This window comes from Mucilaginibacter paludis DSM 18603, from assembly GCF_000166195.2.
In the GTDB taxonomy this organism is placed as follows: Bacteria; Bacteroidota; Bacteroidia; order Sphingobacteriales; family Sphingobacteriaceae; genus Mucilaginibacter; species Mucilaginibacter paludis.
Genome location: NZ_CM001403.1, coordinates 1,243,034 through 1,266,254, shown reverse-complemented (window position 1 = coordinate 1,266,254; position 23,221 = coordinate 1,243,034). Strand labels below are relative to the sequence as shown.

Annotated in this window: 16 protein-coding genes; 7 read left to right on the top strand and 9 right to left on the bottom strand. The window is 43.1% G+C overall.

The window, feature by feature from the left end; translation table 11 throughout:
* Positions 1 to 64 precede the first annotated feature (64 nt).
* Positions 65 to 952 (bottom strand): class I SAM-dependent methyltransferase, encoded by an 888-nt coding sequence (locus tag MUCPA_RS05365; RefSeq protein WP_008504927.1) that lies wholly within the window; start codon positions 950 to 952, stop codon positions 65 to 67.
* Positions 953 to 1,296: 344 nt separating this feature from the next.
* On the opposite strand from MUCPA_RS05365, the gene MUCPA_RS05360 reads away from it, so the two are divergent.
* From MUCPA_RS05360 to MUCPA_RS05330, 7 genes are all read left to right on the top strand, one after another.
* Entirely contained in the window at positions 1,297 to 1,476 is a 180-nt protein-coding gene (locus MUCPA_RS05360) for a hypothetical protein (RefSeq protein WP_217220412.1), read from the top strand.
* A gap of 22 nt (positions 1,477 to 1,498) precedes the next feature.
* Positions 1,499 to 2,089, top strand: a complete 591-nt coding sequence (locus MUCPA_RS05355; RefSeq protein ID WP_008504925.1) for an RNA polymerase sigma factor — start codon at positions 1,499 to 1,501, stop codon at positions 2,087 to 2,089.
* 81 nt (positions 2,090 to 2,170) lie between these two features.
* Positions 2,171 to 3,358: a FecR family protein gene (locus tag MUCPA_RS05350; RefSeq protein WP_008504924.1), complete on the top strand. Its 1,188-nt coding sequence runs from the start codon at positions 2,171 to 2,173 to the stop codon at positions 3,356 to 3,358.
* A gap of 121 nt (positions 3,359 to 3,479) precedes the next feature.
* Positions 3,480 to 7,082, top strand: coding sequence for a SusC/RagA family TonB-linked outer membrane protein (locus MUCPA_RS05345; protein ID WP_008504923.1), 3,603 nt, complete (start codon positions 3,480 to 3,482; stop codon positions 7,080 to 7,082).
* Positions 7,083 to 7,100: 18 nt separating this feature from the next.
* The gene (locus MUCPA_RS05340) at positions 7,101 to 8,468 is read left to right on the top strand and encodes a RagB/SusD family nutrient uptake outer membrane protein (RefSeq protein WP_008504922.1); all 1,368 of its coding nucleotides are present in this window, start codon (positions 7,101 to 7,103) and stop codon (positions 8,466 to 8,468) included.
* A gap of 14 nt (positions 8,469 to 8,482) precedes the next feature.
* Complete coding sequence (locus MUCPA_RS05335) at positions 8,483 to 11,029, top strand: zinc-dependent metalloprotease (protein WP_008504921.1); 2,547 nt, start codon at positions 8,483 to 8,485, stop codon at positions 11,027 to 11,029.
* A gap of 527 nt (positions 11,030 to 11,556) precedes the next feature.
* Positions 11,557 to 14,226 carry a TonB-dependent receptor gene (locus MUCPA_RS05330; RefSeq protein WP_008504919.1) on the top strand — a complete coding sequence of 890 codons (2,670 nt, stop codon included), beginning with the start codon at positions 11,557 to 11,559 and terminating at the stop codon, positions 14,224 to 14,226.
* Positions 14,227 to 14,266: 40 nt separating this feature from the next.
* Here the strand turns inward: MUCPA_RS05330 and MUCPA_RS05325 are convergent, their stop codons facing one another.
* The 8 genes from MUCPA_RS05325 to MUCPA_RS05290 form a co-directional block, all read right to left on the bottom strand.
* A complete protein-coding gene (locus MUCPA_RS05325; RefSeq protein ID WP_157543820.1) occupies positions 14,267 to 14,698 on the bottom strand; it encodes a tetratricopeptide repeat protein in 432 nt (143 codons plus the stop codon).
* 143 nt (positions 14,699 to 14,841) lie between these two features.
* Positions 14,842 to 15,924, bottom strand: coding sequence for a TlpA disulfide reductase family protein (locus MUCPA_RS05320; RefSeq protein ID WP_008504915.1), 1,083 nt, complete (start codon positions 15,922 to 15,924; stop codon positions 14,842 to 14,844).
* Between the two features lie 155 nt (positions 15,925 to 16,079).
* A complete protein-coding gene (locus tag MUCPA_RS05315; protein WP_008504914.1) occupies positions 16,080 to 16,970 on the bottom strand; it encodes a S1 family peptidase in 891 nt (296 codons plus the stop codon).
* 51 nt (positions 16,971 to 17,021) lie between these two features.
* Positions 17,022 to 18,140: a TlpA disulfide reductase family protein gene (locus MUCPA_RS05310; RefSeq protein WP_040625731.1), complete on the bottom strand. Its 1,119-nt coding sequence runs from the start codon at positions 18,138 to 18,140 to the stop codon at positions 17,022 to 17,024.
* A 74-nt stretch (positions 18,141 to 18,214) separates the two neighbouring features.
* A complete protein-coding gene (locus MUCPA_RS05305; protein ID WP_008504912.1) occupies positions 18,215 to 19,333 on the bottom strand; it encodes a TlpA disulfide reductase family protein in 1,119 nt (372 codons plus the stop codon).
* A 17-nt stretch (positions 19,334 to 19,350) separates the two neighbouring features.
* Entirely contained in the window at positions 19,351 to 19,935 is a 585-nt protein-coding gene (locus tag MUCPA_RS05300) for a TlpA family protein disulfide reductase (protein WP_008504911.1), read from the bottom strand.
* A gap of 125 nt (positions 19,936 to 20,060) precedes the next feature.
* A complete protein-coding gene (locus tag MUCPA_RS05295) occupies positions 20,061 to 22,166 on the bottom strand; it encodes a carboxy terminal-processing peptidase (RefSeq protein WP_008504910.1) in 2,106 nt (701 codons plus the stop codon).
* 34 nt (positions 22,167 to 22,200) lie between these two features.
* On the bottom strand, positions 22,201 to 23,208 hold the full coding sequence (locus MUCPA_RS05290; RefSeq protein ID WP_008504909.1) for a DUF1735 domain-containing protein: 1,008 nt from the start codon (positions 23,206 to 23,208) through the stop codon (positions 22,201 to 22,203).
* Positions 23,209 to 23,221: the final 13 nt, after the last annotated feature.

The following is a 23,221-nucleotide window of genomic DNA, read 5'->3' as shown; positions in this document are numbered from 1 at the left end:
TTATTAGTTGAATCGCCATTCAGGCTAAATTAAACTTTGAGTAGTTTAAATACAAGTTAAATGATTAAGATTTGTGTTTAAAAAATTTCCCGAAAACGCCTAAAGGTAATTTGGAGCCTGCGGTTGCCTGTAAATACAGCTCGCCAATTTCCAGGTTTTGCACTTGAGGATAGGCGCTCTGGATCAGGTTTTGTACGATTACCGACGAAAAGCCAAGCGAGTAGGTATTCAATATTAAGAAGTGCTCTTCCGGGTCGAGTAGCTTCACCACATCGTGCATCATTTCGTTCAAGCTGTCTTCCAGCTTCCATTTTTCGCCATTGGGGCCGTGGCCGTAGGCTGGTGGGTCCAGTATGATGCCGTTATAAGTTTTTCCGCGTTTTACTTCACGCTTTACAAACTTCAGGGCATCCTCAACTACCCAGCGGATGTTGCTCAGGCCCGATAGTTCCATGTTTTCGTTTCCCCAGGTAACAACTTGCTTAATCGAATCCACGTGCGTGGTATCGGCACCGGCGGCTTTGGCAATTAGCGACGCCCCACCTGTATAGGCAAAAAGATTAAGTACTTTAGGCTGATCGGTTTTAAATTGCTTTACATGTTTGGAGATATAATCCCAGTTAACGGCCTGCTCGGGGAACATGCCCACATGCTTAAACGAGGTAAGCGCCATACGCAGGTTGATCTTTACATCATCGTTTTGGTACTCAATGTTCCAGCGGTCGGGCAGGTTATTATTCTTTTTAACCCATTCGCCCGAAGTGGCAGAACGGCCCTTGAATTTAATATGATGTTGTTTTTGCCATTCGGTTTCTGATAAACCCTTGTTCCACACGGCCTGTGGTTCCGGGCGTATCAGTATCAGGTTGCCAAAGCGTTCCAGTTTTTCAAAATCACCACAGTCAATCAGTTCGTAATCTTTCCAGTGGGTGGGAGTAAGCAGTTGAATCATTCTGTTTTGTTGTGCTTGCGTATTGCGGGTGCAAATATACTTATATAATGTGCGAATATGCAGATGGGCAAATGTGAAAATGGAATTATGATGTGCGAATATGCAGATGTGTGAATGGCGTTATAATGTGCGGATATGCAGATGGGCAAATGTGAAAATGGAATTATGATGTGCGAATATGTAGGTGTGCAAATGTGAAAATGGAATTATAATGTGCGAATATGTAGGTGTGTGAATGTGAAAATGGAATTATAAATGTGCGGATATGCAGCAGGTGTGCGAATGTGAAAAAGGAATTTGTTGATATGATTTTGCGGCAGATAGGAGTGATTTTTTTAAATGGCATGATCAATACCAAAAGCGGTAAAACATCGGCAGCTGTTAAGAAGCCGGGTACCGTGCAGGTAAGGTTTTTAAATTCAACATTAAGTATTAAAAAACTTGATATTAACTCAAAATTAACACGTACTTTAGCTATCACAACTGTTGCCGTAAGTTTGCTGGTTATTCGTTTTCAACATTAATCAGCAAGGTTTAATAAATAAGATGTTAAACGTATCCCCTGATCGAGAAATATTGGTTGCGTTGAAAGCCGGTGACGAAACTGCTTTCCGTACAGTTTTTGATCTTTTTTTTAAGCGGCTATACGCGTTTTCCTACAAAATGCTTAAGGATAAGGGGCAGGCAGAAGAAATTGTTAATGATACCTTTATGAGCGTATGGGCAAACCGCGATAAATTAAATGTTGAGCTGCCGATAGGGCCATATCTTTACACCATTACCAGGCGGTTAACGCTCAATGCCCTGAGGCAGATAGCAAGTTCTCAAAAAGCGGTTGACGAACTTTGGGCAATTATTGAAAAAGTAAGCCATGATACCGAACAATCGGTTTTGCTGAACGATTTACAGCGCTTTACTGATGCCGCGATAGAAGCTCTGCCCGCGCAGCAGCAATTGGTCTTTAAATTGAGCAGATATGAACATTTAAATTACGATGAAATAGCTGTTAAGTTAAATCTGTCCAGAAATACGGTTAAAAATCACCTGGTTGCGGCGCTAAAAACCTTGAGATCGCATTTTAATCACTCCGATTTGAATTATTTTATTCTTATTTCCGCGGTTTTTATAAAAAAATAAAATTTTTCTTCCGGTTAACTAGTCCTTTGTTCGTTTTGCTGTGTAATGCTATTATAAACCCAAGGTAAAGGGAATGTAACTATGGCTGATAACAGATACGAACGTATAACATATTTATTTCGGGTATTTGCGGATGGAAGTATCAGCAGAAAAGAATACGAAGAATTAACTGTTATATTAAATGTAGCGGGGAACGACGATGAAATATTTACCGCTATGAACGGGATATGGAACGATGCCGTTGATACAGATTATCACACGGAAGCAGACCGGGATATTTTTTACCAGCGCTTAATAAACTCGAAAGAATTTAAAGAGAAAAGTGTTAAGCTTCGGTCCATCAAACCTTGGTACCGGTACGCTGCCGCTGTCCTTTTGATAGCCTTATCAGCCGCGGCATATCTCTTTTTTCAATCTCAAAATCAACAGGGCGTATTTACCGCTAAAAACGATATAGCTCCCGGCAAAAACAAGGCGATATTAACCCTGGCTAATGGCAGTAAAATTAGTTTAACCGATGCCAAAGCCGGTAAGATAACGAACCAGTACGGCGTAACCATTTTAAAAAATGCCAGTGGCCAATTGGAATACAAGGCCACCGGCGATATACCTGGTGATAAAGAGGCCGCGCTTTACAATAATCTGGAGGTTCCGTACGGGGGCCAGTATCAACTAAGCCTGCCCGACGGCACCCGTGTATGGCTTAACGCCGGATCATCTTTAAAGTACCCGGTTAAATTTTCGGGCCAGGAGCGCCAGGTTACTTTAACGGGCGAAGCATATTTTGAAGTAGCAAAAAATAAGACGATGCCTTTTAAGGTGAAAACAGCTAAACAGGTTGTTGAAGTATTGGGCACCCATTTCAATATTAATGCTTATAGCGAGGAGCCTACTGTTAAAACTACCCTTTTAGAAGGTAGTGTAAAAGTAACGCCAGCCACAAGCCTGGCGTTTATGATGCTTAAACCGGGCGAACAGTCTGTACTGGAAAATAATAAGCTGGAAGTTAAGGAAGCTGATACCGAAGAAGCCATTGCCTGGAAGAACGGTTTGTTTTTATTTAACAGCCAAACTCTCGGCGAAATTATGCGCCAGGTTGCGCGGTGGTATGACTTGCAGATTGTGTTTGATGATGCCGAATTGAAAAGCCAGCGTTTTGGCGGTTCCATATCGCGTTTTAAAAACGTGTCGCAATTGTTGCAGGTTTTGGAGTCTACCGGTTCTGTTCACTTTAAAATTGAAGGAAGGAGGCTAACGGCCATGAAGTAAACTTTTACTTAAGGTGAACAACTACAAAAAAACCGGGAATGCAGCGAACATCCTCGGTTTAAAATAGTGTTCCGAAGAGACGTATCCATACATATCAACTTAACCACTAAATACAAATGTAATGAAATTTAAGGATCTGATCCGATCCAGGCATTCCGCCTGCTTTAATAATCCCATAGTTCGTATCATGAAGCTAACTATACTTTTAATTACCACTTTTTTGCTGCAGGTTAGCGCGGCCAGTGTGGCCCAAAAAATAACCTTTAATAAAAAGGATGCTACGTTGAAGCAGCTTTTTACCGAAATAAGAAAGCAAACCGGCTTTAATGTTTTTTGGCAGGAAGGTAAAGTGAACGACGAGCTGAAAATTAACGCGGCTTTTAAAAATGCACCGCTCGAAGATGTGCTTAACAATGTGCTTAGTCCGCAAGCGCTTACCTACACCATTGTTAATAAAACGGTTGTAGTAAAAAAGAAGGAACAAACCTTATTTGAAAAAATAAAGGCAGTTTTTTCCAATATCGATGTAAACGGTAAGTTATTAGATGCCGAAACCGGCCAACCTATTCCTTACGTTACAGTTACGCTAAAAGGCACCAACAGAAGGGTTTTTACCAACGAGAATGGTACTTTCTTTTTTGCCAATGTGCCTGATAATGGCAGTATGGTTTTTACCAATATAGGTTATGAAACGGTTGAAAAAACTTTGTCTGCCACTATGGTGGTCAAGCTATCCGTCAAAGTACAGAAACTTGAAGATGTAGTCATTTCAACAGGTTACCAGCAGATCAGGAAAGGCAGCACCACCGGTTCATACAGTGTAATAACAGATAAGGATATTGAAAGTACGCCAAACGTAAACCTGTTGGAACGCCTTGATGGTAAAATACCGGGTGTTCGCTTTGATGTGCGTAATAATACCATCCAAATACGAAGCATTAATAGTATATCCGGGAAAAACTCTCCGCCGTTAATCGTAATTGATGGTTTCCCGGCAATTAACGGAAGTTTGGTTAGCATCTCCACTAATATTATAGATGGTAACCCTAAAAATGCCAATCAACCAGGTACGTCTGGCAATGCTATACTTGATAACATCAACCCAAACGATATAGAGAGCATAGCCGTTTTAAAGGATGCCGCAGCTTCTTCTATATGGGGAGCTCAGGCAGCTAATGGCGTGATTGTGATTACCACCAAAAAGGGTAAACGTAATGCGCCAAGCATCAATTACAGTACCACCTTCAGCACCGCCGCCCCGGGCAACTTCTCTAACGTTAAAGCCATGACCAACAGCCAGTATATTAACCTGGAGCAGGAAATGTTTAACAACGGTTTTTTTACCGACCCAACCGGCAACTGGAGATATGGAGCTGTAAGCGAAGCGCAGGAGTGGATGTTTCGCGTTAAAAGAGGCTCAGCAACTGCCACCCAACGCGATTCGGCACTTAACGTGCTCTCAAACCGCTCAAACCGCGATCAATTGCGTAAGTATATGCTGCAAAATGCTACAACCCAACAGCATAGCCTGTCGTTATCTGGCGGTGGTACTAACAATACCTATTACATTGCAGCTAATTATAACAGGGATGTGCCTATTTACCGCAGCAATTACGGCGAAACCTACTCGCTTACATCCAACCTTAGTAATGAGTTTTTTGATAAGCGCATTACGGTTAACACCGGTATTAATTACCAGTATACCAAAAGCCAGGTTAATAATGCGGCGCTGGCTGCATTAAGTACCGGGCAGTTCGGCTACGCGCCCTACGAAATGCTTGCAGATGGCCAAGGTAATTCCATTAGTAAACCAATTGTATTTACCCAGCACGTGGCCGATAGTTTAAGCCGCCTTGGCTATATGCCATGGGGATACAGCGCCATTGACGAATTGAACTACAATAATACCATAACGGCTAAAAACGCTATAAGGCTAAACTCAGCCATAAAAGGCAATATCACCAATTGGATGTATTTAACGGTGTCTGGTCAATACCAGCGTAACCTGACTAATCAAAGCTATTTGCAAAATCAAAACAGTTTTGCTACACGTAATCTTCTTAATACGGGTACTTCGATCAACAGCGCCAAAACATTAGTTTATGGCGTGCCGGTTGGAGGTGTGTACCAAACCAGCAATAGCACTAACGATGATTACAGCGTACGCGGCCAGTTAAATATTAATAAAAATTTTAACCAGCACCATATTGATTTCCTTGGCGGTTCGGAGATTCGCCAAACACAGTATACAGGCGGCACTCAAACCAGGTATGGCTATAACGAGGATCTTTCTAACTCTTCTGTGGTTAATCCTACAACACCTTATACCACCATTTATGGCTATACCACAACGCTGGGCTACTCGGATGGCACTATTTTTAAGGATACGAAACGTAACCTGTCATACTTCGGATTAGCAACATACTCTTATCAGGGCAAGTATTTTGTGAGCGGCAGTGCACGTTTTGAAGATTTCACTAACCAGGGCCTTGATCGTAGGCTGCGTGCTATACCGCTTTACTCGGCTGGCTTAAGATGGAACATTCACCAGGAAAACTTCCTAAAACAGGCAAGATGGATAGATGGGCTTAACCTGCGTGTTAGCATCGGTACAGGTGGAAATATACCTAATACCGGCACATCATACCAAACCATAAACGTAGGCTCTAACGACCCATACACAACACAGCCCACAGCAACTATCACGATACCTGCCAACAGTCGCTTAACCTGGGAAACAGCCCGTACTATTAACGAAGGTTTAGATGCAGAGTTTTTTAACAGCAGGTTAAGTTTATCTGCAGATATCTATCAAAAGCAAAATTATAATCTTCTCGTCAACCTGCCTTATAATTCTACCTATGGTTTTTCAAGCTTACAATATAACGCGGGCAATGCAAAAGGACATGGATACGAGTTTATCATCACTGGACAGCCTATAAGTGCAAAAAATTATAACTGGACATCGTCATTCAATTTTTCGTACGCTACAAATCTTATCACCGACCAGCGTTTAACATCTACCACAACATCAGGCGGTTCAACTCAATTTATAGCAGGATACCCAAGTGATAATATTTTTGTTTACCGCTGGGCCGGTTTGGATAACCAAGGCCATTCCCAAATTTACGGTGCAGATGGCACTATACTGAAAAGCAGCGGGTCGCGATCTGTAACCAATGCCGATTTGGTTTATGGTGGCCGTACAACACCTCCTTATTTTGGTGGCTGGACCAACACTTTCCGTTATCATGATCTCAGCCTTATTGTAAGGGCAACTTATGCTTTGGGATATAAATTTCTGCGGACCGATATCAATACCAGCTCGTATCCAGCAGGTACAAGTTACAGTGGCCTGATTGTTAACAGCGCAAGGCTGGATACCCGGTGGCGCAAACCGGGCGATGAAGCTACCACCGATGTGCCGGGACTGGTAGGTAACAGCTTCAACAGTACCTCACGCTTTTTGGGTGCGGATGTTAACCTGAAAGATGCAGGCAACATCCGTTTGCAGCAGATATCGCTTAACTATCGCTTGCCCCAGTCGTTAATAGGCCATGCGCAGTTTATAAAGGCGGTAACTGTAGGTGCTTCGGCAACCAACTTAGGTTTAATTTGGCGTGCCAATAAAGACGGTATCGATCCTGATTACCAGGTTACCGGCTCCTATACCAATTTGCCACCGAGCGCCACGTTTCTGTTCAATCTCAATGTATCACTTTAACATACACTCGTACTCGTCATGAATAAAATTAAGATATTGGTTTTTAGTCTTTTGCTTTTAAGTATGGGGGCTTGCCGTAAATATGTTGAAATTCCGCCCAGCCAGGTAAGGGCGTTAAAATCAACCAACGATTATCAACTACTGCTCAATGCCGGGTCTACTATTGAGCCGGGATATTATTATCCTTTGTTTGCGGCTGACGATTTTGGCGTTGACGATGCCGGCTGGTATGGCAAATTTACCATCAGCGCGGCAATTAACACCTATACCTGGGCCGATAAAATTTACGGTTCAACAGAAGAAGATACCGATTGGGCCTCTTTTTACAAGCAAATTTTTACATTCAATACCGTTGTTACTGGTGTAATGGGTAGCGCTGATGGCACCGACGATCAGAAAAAAGCAATACAGGCAGCCGCACTGGTACACCGGGCTTATGCCTATTTTACCCTGGTAAATATTTACGGCAAGCAGTACGATTCGGCTACTTCAACTACCGATCCGGGTGTGCCCTTGTTGCTTGAACCCAACCTGTATGCTGATCTCACCCGCGCCAGCGTTCAAAAAGTGTACGACCAAGTTAAGGCAGATTTATTGGCCGCATTGCCTTATTTGCCAGATAGCCCTACGTATAACGTTAATCCATCAAAAATGGCAGTATACGCATTGCTGGCACGGGTTTGTTTAAATACCCGCGAGTTTACCCAAGCCGAAAGCTATGCTAACCAGGCTTTGACCATTAAAAGCACTTTGTTGGATCTTAATAACTACGTAACCACAACAACCACTCTGCCCCTTAAACTGGCAAATCCCGAGGTTATGTTTTTTAAGCGTACTATCCAAAATCCTACTAATATTCCGTTGCAACCAACCGCCGTTGGCCTTTATGATCCGAAAGATCTTCGTTATGTGATTTTTACGCAAGATGGTAGTAAAATAACAGGAAGCAGCTTTACCATAGGCCGGGGACTTTATACGCAGCGTTTAATTACCGACGGAGTTTACATCGGTCCAGGCGTGCCCGAAATGATGCTGATTAAAGCCGAATGCGAAGCCCGTGCGGGCAATACAGCAAACGCGCTCCTTGCTGTAAATACCCTGCGCAAAAAGCGTTTCAAGCCAGCCGAATATACGGACTTGACCGCTGCCGACCCCAATGCCGCACTGCATGTAGTGATAGATGAACGCCAGCGTGAATTTATGGGCCGGGGTTACCGCTGGTTTGATCAGCGCCGTTTAACCAAGGATAATGGGTTTATTGGCACTGTAACCCATCTATTTAAAGGCGTAACCTATACTTTAGCTCCAGGCGATAATCACTATGTGTTTCCTATTGCTGATAAATATATCGCGCAAAATCCCGAAATAACACAAAACCCCAGATAAACCTATAATAAAACATGATTTTAACACAACAAAGGCTGCTGTTATGCACTGCGGTCGGCTTAGCTACCTTAGCATCGGGTTGCGCTTTATTTCATAAAAAGCCTGCAAAAAGCCAGCAGCATCCCATGGCAGTTATCGATCCGGCAAAAAAAACGGCCGACAGCTTGCGTAAGGCCCATGCTTTAAAGCCTTATGGCGAGATAATTACCAAGGATACCAGGAGCCAGGCCGGCTTTTTTACCGTTCATAAAAGGGATACCAAATATTATTTTGAGATACCCAACAACTTGCTGAACCGCGAAATACTGATTGTAAGCCGCATAGCCAAAGCATCGGCAGATATGCGCAGTGGTACGTCGGGCTACGCCGGCGACGAGATCGGCGAGTCTGTTTACAGGTTTGAAATGGCGCCTGATAATAAGATGATGATCCGGAGAATGTCGTATTCAGAGTACTCAAAAGACAGTACCCAAACCATGTTTGCAGGCGTGCAAAAAAATAATGTGGGCGCCATTATGGCTACCTTCCCGGTACTGGCCTTAAAGAAGGACTCATCCGCAAGAGTTATCGACGTGACCGACTTTTTAAATGCCGATAACGAGGTGCTTTACTTTCAGAAGGCATACTTTAAAACCAAGGCTGGTGTATCTGGCCAGCAGGCCGACAAAAGCTATATCGATTACGTTCATGCTTTTCCAAAAAATGTGGAAATTAAAGCCGTTAAAACTTATGGGGCAGGCTTAAACCCAACCAATACCAGTTATACCCTTGAGATCAACTCATCTATGGTATTGCTGCCTGTTAGACCCATGAAGGCCAGGGCACTTGACGAACGGGTAGGTTATTTTTCAACTTCGTTCCGGGATTATGATACCGACCCGCAAGGCGTAAAAAATGTGGCCTACGTTAAGCGCTGGGATTTACAGCCAAAGCCTGAGGATGTTGAAAAATACAAGCGTGGCGAACTTGTTGAGCCTGCCAAACAAATTGTTTTTTACATTGACCCGGTAACGCCTAAAAAATGGGTGCCTTACTTAATCCAGGGCGTAAATGATTGGCAAAAGGCATTTGAAGCAGCTGGTTTTAAAAATGCCATTATTGCCAAAGAAGCTCCTACCAAACAGCAGGATAGTACCTGGAGTATTGATGATGCTAACCATAACGCTATCATTTACAGACCATCGGTTGTTGCTAACGCGATGGGCCCGAGCGTGGCCGATCCGCGAAGTGGAGAAATTATTGAAAGCCATATTTTTTGGTATCACAACGTAATGGATCTGTTACAACGCTGGTACCGCATACAAGCCGGTGCTGTTGACCCACGCGCAGGGAAACAGGTTTTTGATGATGAGTTAATGGGCCAACTGATCCGCTTTGTGTCTTCGCACGAGGTGGGCCATACCCTGGGCCTGATGCACAACTTTGGGTCGAGCTCTACCGTACCGGTTGAGAAGTTAAGGGACAAGGCCTGGGTGGAAGCACACGGCCATACACCATCCATAATGGATTACGCGCGTTTTAATTATGTAGCACAACCTGAAGATCATATCGGCGACAAAGGAATGTTCCCGCGTATCGGCGACTATGATAAATGGGCCATCAAATGGGGCTATACCTGGAGGCCAGAGTTTAATACCGCCGAAGAAGAAAAGAACTTTTTAACCAAGATGGTTACCGATTCGCTCAAAGCTAACCATCGCCTATTGTTTGGCTTTGAAGGAGAGCGGGCCGATCCGAGGTCGCAAAGTGAGGATATGGGTGATGACGCCATGAAGGCCAGTGTTTATGGCATCAAGAATTTAAAACGGATCATACCTAAGTTAGATAGTTGGGTGAGTCAGCCGGGAGAATCGCAGGAAAAACTGTTTAAAATTTACTCGGAAGTATGGGATCAGTGGGAACGCTATAACGGGCATGTGATGAAAAACCTCGGCGGCACCTACCACACACCAAGGGTAAATGGTGAGTCGGGGGCAATTTATGCGGTTGTGCCATACGAAAAACAAAAGGCAGCTATGAAATACCTGGACGAGCAGGTGTTTGAAACGCCGCTTTGGCTAAACTACACGCCTGTTGTTAACAAGCTGAATGTGAACTTTAACCGTGAGCTCAGCGAAATTCAGCAGGAAAAATTGGCCTATATATTGCACAGGGAACGTTTTACGTGGATGTTAGATGAGCAATTAGGCTCCAAAACCAGAACCTATACCGTTAAAGATATGTTGTACGATATGGAGCACAGTATTTTTAAAGAGGTATACGCCGGTAAAAATGTGGATGTTTACCGTAGAACGGTGCAGAAATTATACCTGTACCGCTTGCTGGAACAAACCTTCAATAAAACCGATATGGATTTTAATCCGGCACATAATCTTTACCACTTTTCCGCTACCGACCTGAGCTTTATTTTGAAACAAGATGTTAAAGCCTTGCAGGTGTTGCTTGGCAGGGCGGCGAAAAAACCGGGCATCAACAACGTGACCAGGTTGCATCTTCAGGATATGGTGGATGTGATAACGTCTAAACTGGCGGCCGAAAGAAACGGCTTAACTGCCAAATAATACTTCATCAGGGCAGGGGCTAATGCCAGATTCCCCGGTCAATCCCATATTGTGCTGAATCTCAGTTACAGTATGGGATTTTTTGTTTGGGGGGGATCCCTTTTTAATAATTATTGTGCTGCGCGTTTAGCAATATCGCCTTGTCTCCTGTTTCTTGTCCTGCAAAAACATAGAGCTTCTGCCGGGCTTTAATTATAACTTTCTTTCCCTAACCAATTTTAAAGCTCACAAAATTTGAAAAATGAATAGGTGCTGCGCCGGTTTTTACATACTTGTTTGTATGTGCCAAAAAATACCTTTTCATATTGATGTTTGTCAATATAATTTAAAGGTAATTTCAGTGATATTTGCTTGATCATGGCATTTTATTAATATAACATCAATCTTGAAGAAAAATACTTTGGCCAGCAAAAGCATCGTCCTGTTTTCACTGATTACGATGTTTAGGCAGCTATTTAACTTAATACAGAATGGAAATGCGTATGCACGGCAACCGGTTATTGGATATTTTATGATGACGGCAACGCATGAGCAATTACAGTAGGTTAAGCTTTTTATTATTTATCGTATGGATAAGTTTTGGCTTCGGGGCCAGCGCTCAATCTCAGTTCAAGGTATCTGGCAGCCTGATCGATAGTTTAAAAAATCCAATAGCAGGGGTGACCGTTAAGTTAGTGACTGAAAAAGATACCCTCAAATCAACTTCGGATTCCGGTGGTAACTTCACGTTATCCAAAGTGAACGCAAACAAGTTTTACCTTGAGGTAGCCGCGTTGGGTTACAAAGCTTTCACTTCTTTTTATGAAATAGAAACCGGTAAAAAAACCTTGGTTCTGGCCCCCATCATGCTAAAAGTTGAAACTATCCATTTAAAGGATGTGGATATTAAAGATAAGGTTGACCCTATCAAAATAAAAAAAGACACCATTGAATATAACGCCGCCGCATACACTGTAAGACAGAACGATATGGTGGAGGATTTGCTTAAACAGCTTCAGGGGGTTGAAATAGATGCCCATGGCGCGGTTACGGCTATGGGTAAGAAAATGACGAAGCTGAGGGTGAATGGCAAAGATTTTTTTACCGGAAATGTAGAAGACTATATCCGGCAGTTACCTGCGGATATTATAGCGAAGATCCAGGTGATTGATGACTATGGCGACCAAGCCAATTTTACGGGTGTTAAGATTGGCCCTCCTCAAAAAATGTTAAACCTGGTAACCAAGCAGGGGATGGACAAGGGCATATTTGGCGCGATAAATGCCGCCTCATCCACCCTTAATTCGAACAGTATGGGTGGCACCGCCAATATTTGGAAACCAGCAAAACAGATTGGTTTAGGTGCCAATTATGGTTTTACGCATAATGACCTCACAACATCGGACAATAAAGGATTGAACGGAAATATCCGTACAGATTTTTCAAAAAGCGTTAAATTTAATGCGGGTTATAACCTTGCTGGCCGCTCGAACCAGTCTTCTGGCAGCGAATACGTCGAATCCTTTAACCCGCAGGGAACTCTTTATGACCTGCAAACAAGCGCCAATAACTCATCAGGGTTAAATGGCTCTGTTAACCTGGGCCTGAACGCTGTAACTAAACATAATTATCTTTCTGTCTCTTTGGCCGCATCGCTGAACAATAACCGGAATACGGCACTGTCTACCTCCAATAAAACGGGATTTATTCTCCAGGACCTCTCTTCTAATTCAGGCTCGCGGAGCAACAGCCCCAATATAAGCGGTGATATCCAATATTCAAGGCGCTTCGACAATAGTCAGCGTTCCTTATCCATGGGTTTAAATTTTAACCAAAGCCAGGGTAATTCAAACAGTAACATTAACGACCTGATAAAATATTATAATGCCGCTACCAGTTTGCTGGAAAAAGATTCCCTTTTAAACAGACTGGTTGATAGTCGCAATCTTAATGGTCACATAGGCGGCAATGTACAATTTTCCAATTCACTCACCAAGCCAACTGATACAACGGGCCAAACTTCAATAACCTTATCCTACAATTTTTCTGTAAGCAATGCTGATAATTTGCAAACTACTCAAGCCGCCAATCCCTCAGGCAATATACACGTGGTAGACTCGCTGAGCCAACATTTTATCTCTACCTCTTTTAGCCAGGGTATAAATTTGAGCCTTAACCGGAATACAAAAAAAATGAACTACAGTTTCGGGCTTAATTTTTCTCCTAACCTCATTATTGGCCGGTATCCAAATACTAACGAAAATATCAGGAATTATCAGAGCAGCTTTTCGCCGACAGCTAACGCAACCTATGAGCTTAAGCAAAATAGAAGTTTAACCTTTAATTATGGTGGCAACACCAATTCTCCCGACTTTAATCAACTACAGCCGGTGAAGAACACCAATAATGTTCAGAATGTTATTATTGGTAATCCGAATCTGAAAGCCACTACAATCCACTCATTAGGTTTGAGCTATAATGATTTCGGGGCAAAAACCGGCTTGGGGGTTATGGTAGGTATATCAGGTACCGTTACCATCAACAGCTCAGTTAGTAAAACAATTTTTTTGAAGGATACCCTTAACAGTTTGAAGCAGCAAACTACCTACGAAAACGTAAATGGTAACTATAATATTGGGGCCAATTATTCGGTAAATAAACGATTGTTAAGTAATCAACTATCCCTTTCTTTAGCCGGCAATATGGGTTACGGCCGTAATGTATTTTATACAGACACAGTATTGAATGCAAGTACCGGGATCAATATATCCAGTAACTTAAATTGTACCCTGAATAAAAAAACATTTTCAGTAAATGCAGGTGTTTCTTACAGCTTTAGTTCAAACACCTATGCTATGATGAACCAAAATATCAGCAATGTTCAAATTTTAGCTGCAAACGGTGGCTGTAGCTGGATGATCGGAAAAAAGTTCAGGGTCAATGCTTCCGCATCTAAAAGCTTTAATTATGGGTATAGCTTAACGGCAATCAATCCTTTGCTCATCAGCGCCGGATTGAAAACGATGTTCCTGAAAAGCAATAAACTTACATTTTCAGTTCACGCAAACGATCTATTGAACCAGGGCTCGGCTTTCAGTTCGGTTATCGATAATAATTCAATCTCCCAGAACCGAACCAAAATTATCAGCCGTATGATACAGGTTTCCTTAAATTATAACCTAAATCATTTTGGAGGCAGAAGAAACAAGTCGGCTTAGTATGATTTTTATACAGGAGTAGCGATAGGAGAGAAGCACATTAGCTATCAGATTCCATCATTCTTAACGCTGTTGCCGCAATGTTATTCTGGGGATATTGAGCCAATACCTCTTCGTAAATTTGTTTAGCTTCGGCCCCGCGGTTGATCTGCGAAAGCGAGAATGCTTCATTGCACATCGACATTTCTTTATAAGTGTATCTTGATGAACTCAAGATAGTAATGCTTCGGTATTGATCTAACCAGGCATACTGAGTGAAAAACTGCACGCTCCGTCTAAAATAGGGGATAGCCTCATCAAACTTATTGTGTTTTATTAAGCTGACGCCCTTACGCATGCTCAATGGGATGAAATAACGTACCAGATAAATAATTAAAAGGTAAGTTATACTTCCATATAAAACACCTAAGTCGGGGCTAATCTGGTAAAATAGCGTGAACAACAGGGCTATGAGTAATAGTTTAGGTATCATTAAAACAAATTTACCTTGTGTGCGGACAAATGGTACGTTGGCAGGCATACGAGCGATTTTTGGATAAAAGTATCATTTAAATAAACCGGCCAAGCAAGTGAGGTTACTTGCTTGGCCGGTTGTAAATATTGCTGGGCTGTGGCTTAGTTGGCTTGGCCAAACAATTCCTTTAGTTTATTAGTTAACGTTACCCCCCTTAAATCTTTGGCGATGATGTTTCCCTGAGGATCGACAAGTAGGGTGTATGGGATGCCCTTTATTCCATAATAAACCGGTAGTTCATCATCCCATCCTTTTAAATTAGATAATTGTGTCCAGGGCATTTTATGGGCAGCTATTGCATTTAACCACCTTTTATCATTTTCGTCAAGCGAGATGCTTACAACCGTAAAGTTATGGTCTTTATAGGTATTGTAGGCGTGTATCACGTTTGGAATCTCCTCGCGGCAGGGATAGCACCAGCTTGCCCAAAAATCCACCAGCACATATTTACCCTTAAAAGCCGAAAAATTAACCGGGTTGCCGCTGGTATCTTTTTGGGTAAAGTTCATCATCTTTTCACCTATGGCGCTGCGCTTCAGGATAGCCAGCCGCTCAGCAACGCGTTTGCCTTCCGAACTTGATTTTATCCGGGGGCTTAACAGGTTGTACATCTTCGCCACATCTTCATAAGTACCCAATCTGGAAGCCTCAGTTACCATATTTAAGCTGAAGGCGCTTTCCCGGTGGGCGGCAATGTAGTTAGTGGCCAGTGAGTTTTTTTGCTTAGCAATATCAACAAGCTTGGTTTCCAGCTCCACTTCCTTATCGCCACTTAAGGTATGATATTGGGCAGAAAGAAGCTTCTCCTCATCTTTTATCCTTTTCATCATCCCGGCATAGGCTACAGCCTCATCATTTGTTTTAGAACCGGTTACTTTAATCGCCTCTACGGAATCTCTGCTTCCGGTCATTGTCATAACTCCAGGTTCTATAAAAATATAGGTTGCCCGGCCCGGAAAAATCATCGTTATTTTTTGCGCTTCAGTTACCGGGGCCTGCCAGGTGAATTTTCCACCGATAATTTTTACGGTGACTGATTTGGCTGTGTTGCCTTCATAGTATTGGATAATTACCTGGCTGGTACTTTCCAGTTTTTTAATATCTCCGCTTAGCCGTAACTGGCCAAACAGAGTTCCGGTAAAGCAAGTTAATGCGGTAAATGCGAGAATTGAAAAAAGTTTCATATCGTTAAATGTTTTAAATAAAGCATCCCGGAACGCTTAAAAATAGGGATAGTCATTTCAGTATAATCCCCGGTACTGATTGCGTTATAATTAAACTGTGATGAGTGCAACATGCGGTTTAGGTTTTGTGATGGGTTTTATTGAATAGATTGACGCTATTGAACCTGGATTAAACTTCGGATGGACTGTGCTGGAATAGTTTTTTTGACTACCATTTGTAAATTAATCTGAGGCTGATCATGAGCGTAGATAGAGTAAGTGGTAGATACCATACCCGCCATGTTACCCTTATTATCTAAAATAGGGCCGCCGCTCGAGCCCTTTGCATAATCGGCCGTGATCTCCATCCGGTTGCCCATCGGGCCAATTTTATGATCGGCCGTTTTACGTGCTACCACGCCTTTGCTGTAATAATATATATATTGTTCCGGATTGGTAAGGGTATGTACGGTTTCGCCAACGGCAAGGTCTGTTCCCAAGGGTATGGGGCTAAGGCGGCGCGCGCCGGTATTGATCTTGAAGATAGCGGCATCCGCAGCTTTGCTAAATGCTAAAATCCGTTCAATCGGATAAATATCGCCTTTTAAGGTAACCACAAAGGTAAGGCTATCGTTAGCGGCAAGCGTAACTTCGGGTTGTACCATACCCATAAAAACATGCCAGTTTGATACGCATACCCCGTCTTCGGTTAACGCGGTGGCAGTTGCGTACAGCTGTATCTTTTCTGGTTCTTTTGCGGTAGCGGTGAAATATTTGTATACCATTAAAACACCATCTTTGCGATCGTTCACAATTTGGGTAGCCGGTATTTCCTTCTTGCCTGGTGCAGCTAATAAGGATACCCGGGCTTTTGAATCTGGTGGCAACTTAAGCGCCTGTTCCCGCAGCCCTGCCGACCCGGTAAATGGCACCTTAGTCTGGGCTGCCTTAAGCTGTTTCAGTACATTGCCGGTTAGCTCGTCATAATCAACATAATCGGTACTTTTTTCAGTTTGCGCGTAACCGGATAAGTGTGCCAGCCACAGCAATATAAAAAGGGGAACCATAACGGCCCCCTTTATTTTTATTTGTAAATTGAATAAATTTACCATGGCTTGTTAAAGTATAGCTGCAAGTTTGGCTTCAAGCTCTTCGCCGCGCAGGTCCCTGCCAATTATTTTTCCTGCCGGGTCCAGCAAAAAGTTGGCCGGTACAGCGTTGATATGGTAAAGCTGAACAACGTAGCTTCCCCAGCCTTTCAGGTCAGATACCTGTTCCCAATTCAGGCTGTCTTTAGCTATGGCGTCCATCCATTTTTCTTTGGCGTTTTCGCCTCCGTCTAACGAAACGCCAAGCACGGTAAAGTTTTTAGCTTTATACTTTTGATAGGCTTTAACCACATTAGGGTTTTCCCTTCTGCAAGGGCCGCACCAGCTTGCCCAAAAATCTACCAGTACATATTTGCCCTTAAATGAGGCCAGGCTCACCTCCTGATCTTTGGTGTTTTTTAAAACAAAATCAGGTGCCATGCCGCCTACGGTCAAGGCTTTTGCCTTGCCGATTTTATTTAAGTAAGACTGTCCGGCGGGAGATGCTTTCAGTTCCGCACTGAAGCCATTAAACAAGCTGTTCGCCTTTTCAGGATACTTATCAGGATCGACAGCGGAACGTAGCAGGTTTAAGCTTACTAATGAATTAGGGTGGCTCTCTATAAAACCCATCTGGATCTGTAGCTTTGCTAATGCCAGGCTTTCAAATGCCTGTTGTATTTGCGCTTGCTCCTGGCTTTTGCCTTCCGCTTTTTTAAATCCGGCATTCATTTCAGCCTCTGTTTTCTTAAAAGGAAGCAACAAAGAGATCATTTCCTGTTGATCTCTATTCAACGGAGTACCGCCAACTTTAGCTCTGAACAGCGAATCGGGCGTGGTTATTTCTGTAGTGCCGTTCTCTAAATAAACCCCTACCTGATCCGGACTTGGCCTGGAGTTTAACTTTTCTCCGTTTTGTGCCACCATAACAAAGGCCTTCATGGGTACAGATACGTTGCCTTTAAGAATAAATTTACCATCGGGCTGAACCGTGGCCGAGTCAAACTTCATTTGCCCCCTTTCCTGGTAGACCACATAAGCGGTAGCCGGGAACTTTACTTTACCTATTGTACCGTTAATGGTGTATTGTTGCTGTGCTGCTGCCGCAAAAGGTAATGCTGCCAATACTGTGATTAATGCTTTTTTCAATGTATTAAGTTTTGTTGTGTATAAATGGTTTGGAAATGCATGCCGGTATTTTACGTACCGCCGCGTATTAAAAATTATAAGAAAATGCTTTTTAGTTTTTTATTGAGTTCATCTCCGCGTAAGTCGCGGGCGATGATCTTGCCTGACGGATCAATTAAAAAATTAGCCGGTATAGAGTTCACCTTGTAGAGCTGAGCAACCGGACTAAGCCAGCCTTGCAGCTCAGATACCTGTTCCCAGGTCAAGCCATCTTTAGCAATAGCATCCATCCATTGTTGTTTAGCATTTTTGCCGCCATCCAACGACACGCCTAAAACGGTAAAATTTTTGTTTTTAAACTGATTAAAAGAGGCTATCAGGTTAGGATTCTCTGCTCTGCACGGGCCGCACCAGCTTGCCCAAAAATCAACCAATACATATTTCCCCTTAAACGATGCCAGCGAGATATCCTCACCTTTTGTATTTTTCAACGTGAAGCCTGGAGCCAGGCTGCCCACCTCAACAGATTTAGCCTCTTCAATCACCTTTTTGTACGTTTGGCCGTTGACTGAGTTTTGCACTTCCGCCGTTAAGCTGTTAAAAAGGCTGCGGGCTTTAGCCATGTCCTGAGCCGGGTCTACCGTGGTCAAAAGCAGGTTTAAACTGACCAACGAGTTAGGATGGTTTTTAATAAAAGTTTCAATAGCTTCCTTTTTCTGGGTTTGGAGCTTAGCAAAGTCAGCTTTGAGTTTATCTTGTTCATTGGCCTTGCCTGCGGCTTGATCATAAGCGTCTACCATAGCTTTACCCTGCTTTTTATAAGGTTCTAACAGATCAACCATTTGTTGCTGGTCGTCATTAAGCCTGGTACCGCCTACCGTGGCATGTACCAATGAGTCGGTGGCGTTAACGGTGATAGTGCCGTTTTCAAGATACACAGCCACCTGGTCTGATCCGTCCAGGCTCTTAACCGGGGTTCCGGTATGGCTCAATAAAACAAAGGCCTTCATTTTATTACTCTGCGTACCTTTAAAAACAAATTGGTTATTGACTAAACTCGCAGAGTCCTGGTTTATTTTTTGATTTACCTTATAGTTCAAGTAAGCTTTAGCCCCAGGCGTGACATTTTTAACGTTCACCTTGATGGTATAATTTTGCTGTGCTAAAGCAGCTAAGGGCGAGGCTATCAGCAGCGTAATGATGGATTTTATCATCTTAATTTATTTATGTTTTAAATTCCTTTAAGCTTATTCAGTTCTTGCTCAAGTTCGGGATGTGATGGCAGTGGCATTTTAAGGCTTAAAACATTGCCCTTTTTATCGAGCAAAATAAACCGGGGGATCATATTAATACCAAAGGCTTTCTCGAAAGTCTCGTCTCTTACCATCCACTGGATGCCTCCCATTTTGCTGAGTACCGGGCCCTTCCATCTGAAAATTCGGGTGTCTATTGATATGCTGACAAAGGTTATCGCTTTGTTTTTCATCTTCTCTTCCAATGTAACAAGATGGGGATACTGTGCGCGGCATGGGGCACACCATGAGGCCCATACATCGATAAGTACGTATTTGCCTTTAAAAGCGCTAAGCTTAACATTACGGCCGTCGTAGCCGGTTGTATCCCTGAATATAAAGTCGGGGCATTTATCGCCTACTTTAAGCAATGTGGTATCGGCGTTAAGGATGCCTTTGTTAGCCCTTAAACTGTAGCTGGTTGTTAAGTGCTCATTTTTATCCCGTACTGGGGCGTTTTTGATATATCCGCTAAACAGCATGGCAGAAATGGATACAGCAGTAATTATAGTTGCCTTTAACATATTAATTGAGTTTGCTTTGTTAATTATAAGTAGAGTGAATAGTGTATTATCTATATTGATTATAAATTTTTGATGTGTTAGTTATTGTTTTTACCCGGCCGAAGATGTCCAAATCATGCTGGCGATTATATGCCGGCGGATGTTTTATCTGATAAAATATAATCTGTCAATATCTGGCCTGCTTCCGTTTTCATAAAATCAAGATCGTCCGTCCGGGGCCTGGCCTCTCCCTTTTTTAAGGCAGGAAGCCCAATGGCTACCCTGAGCTGATTTTCACGATCTAATGCTTTGGCAGCGTTGGCATCACGCACGCGTTTAAGTTCTTGCGCGTTTAACGGGATACTTTTAAGCGCCTCGTCATCCTGATAGGCTTTTATCACGTTATAGTAGGCTTTATAGGCAGGGTTAGTTTGGCTGCGTTGCTGGTACAGGCCTGTTAAAACCGGTACTACCTTGTTCAATGATGCTGTTTGGGTATAGTCGCTTTTGCCAATGGTGTCCCAGGGCATAGCCGAAGGTTCGTTATCTTCGCCATATTTTGATGGTGTTATATATGACGGAAGCTCAATATCGGGCGTAACGCCTTTGTGCTGTGTTGAGCTGCCGCTGATTCGGTAGAATTTCCCGATAGTAACATTCAATTGCCCAAATTGATCTTGCTTGCTTGTATCAGCGTTGGCTGTGCCTTGGCCGGCCAGTTTTCTGACAACCTGGTTCAGGTTTACCGTGGTTTGTACACTGCCTTTGCCGTAAGTTTTAGAACCTAACACCAGCCCCCGGCCATAATCCTGTATAGCGGCCGAAAATATTTCGGAAGCTGAAGCGCTTGTGCGATCAACCAACACGGCCATTGGGCCACTGTAGTAGATTGAAGGATCCAAATCCTGACTGACCTGAATTTTCTGATTTACATCACGCACCTGCACAACAGGACCCGATGCGATAAAGAGCCCGGTCAGGTTAATCGCCTCGGTTAATGATCCGCCACCGTTGCCGCGCAGGTCAATCATCACACCGTCAACTTTTTTTTGTTTCAAGGTATCCAGCAGTAATTTTACGTCGCGGGTTGTACTTTTATAATTACGGTCGCCTGCTTCATACGCCTTATAATCCAAATAGAAAGCCGGGATGGTGATTATCCCGATTTTAACATCTTTGCCACCCGATTTGCAGGTCCGGATCTCTTGTTTTGCCGATTGATCTTGCAGAATGATCTTATCCCGAACCACCTCTACAGTTTGCGGCCCGTCAGAAAAACTTTTTCCCTTGGGCAATATCTTCAGCTTAACGATAGTCCCTTTCGGCCCCCGGATTAGCGATATGGCATTGTCCAGCCTCCAGCCTGTAATATCTGCAAACTGGCCATCTTTGCCCTGGGCTATAGCGATGATACGGTCGTCCGGATTGATCAATTTAGTTTTATAGGCCGGCCCGCCGGGTGTTAAACTTTTAATGGTTACATATTCGTTCTCTAAAGCCAGAGTTGCTCCAATCCCTTCAAGGGCACGGGTTATACCTACATTGAACTGTGAGGCATTGAAAGGGTTAAAATAGGCAACATGAGGATCAACTGAAGCCGTAAATGCGCTCATAAATAACTGAAAAACATCCTGGCTCGAAGTTTTGCCCGATTGATCTAACAGGTTTTGATACTTCTTTTTCAGGATTTCTTTATTTTTGGCGATATCCTGATTTGCCAACTGAAGTTCCAGTAGGTCGTATTTTACACGCTGGCTCCACAGTGCGTTCATTTCCGCTTCTGTTTTTATAAAAGGCATTTCTTTACGGTCGGGTGTATAAGTCTCCTTCTTGCTGAAATCAAAATCGGTATTGAGGAGCGCAAGCGCATATCTTAAACGCTCCTCATTCCTCATTTTAAAGGTATTGAACATGCCAAATACATGGGCCAGGTTGCCGTTTTGCAGATCATCATCCAACAAAGTCCTATACTGCTCAAAGCCGGTTACATCTCCTGCTAATAAGTAGCTGTGATTTTCGTCGAGGCTTTTTAAATACCTGTCGAAAACCAAAGCAGACAGCGAATCATTCACCGCTACTTTTTTGTAATTGCTGGCGCTTAGCATTTTAACTACCAAACGGCATACCTCGCTTTCATTCTTATCCGGCTGTATATCACCCGCCGGGTATGCCTTAACTGGTGAGAAAGCTGAACTATTAAATGATATGTACAAGCACATCACGGCGGCCCCCAGGCCCATTTTTTTTAACATTGGTATAAATTAAATTGATAAATAAACAACCATTTTAGTTGCTCAGGAAAAATCGGATATAAACCCTGCTCGAATCATTAGCCACCGGCGGTACTCCATACTGCGAACCGTTGTAGGTAACAATTTTCACACCGGTAAAATACCATTGCGACTTGGCTAAATTTGCTTTGTTCGGAAATTTGAGCGTTATACTATCTCTGCTTAATAAAGAATTGGCCGGTATAGTAACCAGATCTTTAGTAAGAGCCCCGGTATTGTCTGGCACAGGAATGCCAGGAAACCCTTCTTTTTTGAGAGCTGCGCTAATCTCGCTCTGGGTAAGCATAGTCGCCTGTACGTTTACATCGTGAGCAGGAAACAAAGTAGTTAGGGTTGTTCTAAGCTTTATCGAATCCGGTACTGTAAAGTAATAAGCCTGTAATGCTCCGCTGCTCAACCTGTTGGCGCTGGTGCCATTAACAATACCCACACCATACATTTTGGCTTTCAAGTCTCCTTTGGTAACAAATACCTTAAAAAAGAAAACCGAATATTTTAACTTGGAGCCCTTTTTTGCTGCCAGGGTAACCGGTACAAGGTAAGCAGTGCTATCTTTCAACTGGCTGCCATCGTTCAATAAAACATACAGGGAATCTTTAGCCTGGGTAGATCCTGAAGCTATCGGGAAAGCCCCCTGGTGCGAAACCTGGAACGCCCCCTGCGGTATAGTTGGATTTTTTTCCAGGTAGATCTGATTATATTGAGATACCAGTGACGGATCAACAACGGAGGTTACCGTGTCGTTTGTTTTTGCCCCATTTGTTAGCGTAATAGGCACTCCAATATGATTAGGTGTAAAACTATAATTGTTTCCATTTAATGCCAATACGTTGCCTTGCTCAACATAGGAAACCATTCCGCTGGCAAATTTGGATTGTAATGAGTCCGCGTCGCTCATGCTTTTTTTGCACGAGGCTATCCCTATGCCAAGCAAGCAAAGAAGCAAGGCCCCTTTAAAGTTGAACATTGGCCGGAGGGTATGATGATATATTTTGTACAACATGGTCTTATTTATT